At 54.5% G+C, this 2,473-nt stretch carries 1 protein-coding gene and 1 pseudogene; both read left to right on the top strand.

Annotated features, from left to right (window positions below; translation table 11 throughout):
* Positions 1-1,665, top strand: a 1,665-nt coding sequence (locus DQ405_RS26630; RefSeq protein ID WP_168426486.1) for an efflux RND transporter permease subunit, incomplete at its 5' end; no start/stop codon positions are given.
* Between the two features lie 265 nt (positions 1,666-1,930).
* Positions 1,931-2,136 (top strand): annotated as a pseudogene (locus DQ405_RS26625) (IS3 family transposase); the annotation flags it as partial.
* Positions 2,137-2,473 lie beyond the last annotated feature (337 nt).

Raw genomic sequence — 2,473 nt, 5'->3', positions numbered from 1 at the left:
GTTGCGCTCTTTATCGGCAAGCGTGTTACAGAGAAGGAAAACTTTCTAATCCGCAATGCTAAACGGGCCTACGCACCTGCATTCGATGCGGTGATGTCCAACAAGCCAGTAGTGCTCACCTTTGCCGTTGTTGCAGTTGTACTTTCCGGCCTCGTAGGGGCACGTATGGGCAGTGAATTCGTGCCTAGCCTCAACGAGGGGGACTTCGCTATCCAAGCCCTTCGTGTACCGGCTACCAGCCTTAGTCAGTCTGTCGAGATGCAGCAGCAGCTGGAGCGAAAGCTCATGGATGAGTTTCCGGAGATCGAGCGGATTTTTGCGCGCACAGGCACTGCGGAGGTGGCATCCGATGCCATGCCTCCAAACATCTCTGACGGGTACGTCATGCTGAAGCCACAAGAGCAGTGGCCGGATCCAGGCAAGTCGCGCGACGAACTCTTAAGCGAGGTCCAAGCATCCGCCGCTGAGTTACCGGGCAATAACTACGAGTTTTCCCAGCCTATTCAGCTGCGTTTCAACGAGTTGATTTCCGGTGTTCGTGCCGCTGTAGCCGTGAAAATCTATGGTGATGACATGGAGGTTCTTAACAGCACGGCGGCGGAAGTGTCCGAGGTGCTAGGACAAGTACCAGGCGCCTCCGAGGTTACGGTCGAGCAAACGACTGGCCTTCCTATGCTCACGATTGATATCGATCGCGATCAAATCGCACGATACGGCCTGAGTTTAGATACTGTACAGCAAGCGGTTGCAGTAGCCATCGGGGGCCGAGAGGCAGGCACCTTGTTTCAAGGAGACCGGCGTTTCGATATCGTAGTTCGTTTACCGGACGAGATACGAAGCGATCTCGCCGCAATTGAGAGGCTCCCAATTGCCCTTCCAAGGGAATTAAACAGCGCCATAAGTTATATCCCCCTCGGCGAGGTGGCCACTCTGGATTTGGCCCCCGGTCCGAATCAGATCAGTAGAGAGGAAGGGAAACGGCGAATTGTTGTCAGTGCAAACGTCCGTGGTCGGGACATTGGATCATTCGTATCTGAGGCAGAACAGAAAATCCAGGCCCAGGTAGATATCCCGTCAGGTTATTGGATCGACTGGGGCGGTACCTTTGAGCAGCTTGAATCTGCAACGAAGCGGCTGCAGATTGTCGTCCCTGTGGCGCTGCTCCTGGTGTTCATTCTGCTTTTCATGATGTTCAACAATGTCAAAGACGGCTTGTTGGTGTTTACAGGGATTCCATTTGCGCTCACCGGAGGCATTGTTGCGCTGTGGCTGAGAGATATCCCATTGTCCATTTCAGCAGGAGTTGGCTTTATTGCTCTGTCGGGCGTCGCCGTTCTAAATGGCCTGGTAATGATCTCCTTCATCCGTAGCCTACGGGAGCAAGGTTTACCTCTGGGCACCGCGATCCGCGAGGGCGCTCTGACCCGGCTACGGCCGGTATTGATGACAGCCTTGGTGGCTTCACTCGGGTTCGTTCCGATGGCCTTGAATGTGGGTACCGGTGCAGAGGTACAGCGCCCCCTTGCGACGGTGGTGATCGGGGGGATTCTCTCCTCAACGGTGCTAACGCTATTGGTACTGCCGTTGCTCTACCAGCTGGCTCATCGGCGCGAAGACGAATTGGAGGAGCAAGAAATCGCGTTGGCCGCTGACAGAACAAGCTAGAGATTGGATGGCGGCACACAACGCCCCGTTCTTGCTAGCTCGCGAGAACGGGGCGTGTTGGTTTCGGAGTGCTAAGATTCAGCGGCGGCGCAGCGGGCAGCAAAGCCTTTATAGCGTAGGTCTAATGCATCTAAACGGTGAATAGAAAGGGTGCTCAGCGCTTAGTGCGTATGACTCCGCGCTACATACGCCTCCTCGGCTGATGGCTTTCACCCACGGTGAGCTGACGAAAGATTATGCAAGCAGCGGCTGACCTGCCCCGGGCGGCAGCACGGGCGATAGCTACGAAAACGCCCTGGCTGGAACGATCAGCGGGCTTTACAAGGCCGAGCTGACACCTTCAATCATGGACGAACCGCGAGGCCGTTGAGATGGCGACCCTGACGTGGATGCGTTGTACGCCACCAGCGTCTGTTCAGCTCAATCGGATATGCTCTTGCGAACGCTAATAACAGACAGATCAGGCGATAGCGGCCTGACTTAACGAAACGGCCTATAAAGGCCGGGGCGATTCGCTGGTAGCGATGTTGCGGGCAAGTGATGGACACAAAAAAGCGCCCCGAAGGGCGCTTAGAGTACAACTGCTTCCAACGGTGCTTGGAAGCTGCCGGCGGCGGATATCGTTCAGATATTAAGCGGTTAGTCAGCTTTGGTTTTCTTTCTTGATTTCCGTGTTGTTCTGATCCTGGCGAATATCATTAACCTTCAACTCGTCTGCTTTTTTTTCGGCGGATTCGGTTCCGTGAATTCGCTTTTGATCTGCTCGGAATTTTTCATTAAATTTCATTGAACGGTCGTAGCCATCTCC

The organism is Pseudomonas sp. SST3 (assembly GCF_003325755.1).
Note: the sequence above shows the minus strand (reverse complement) of the source record. Positions and strands in the feature narration are given on the sequence as shown.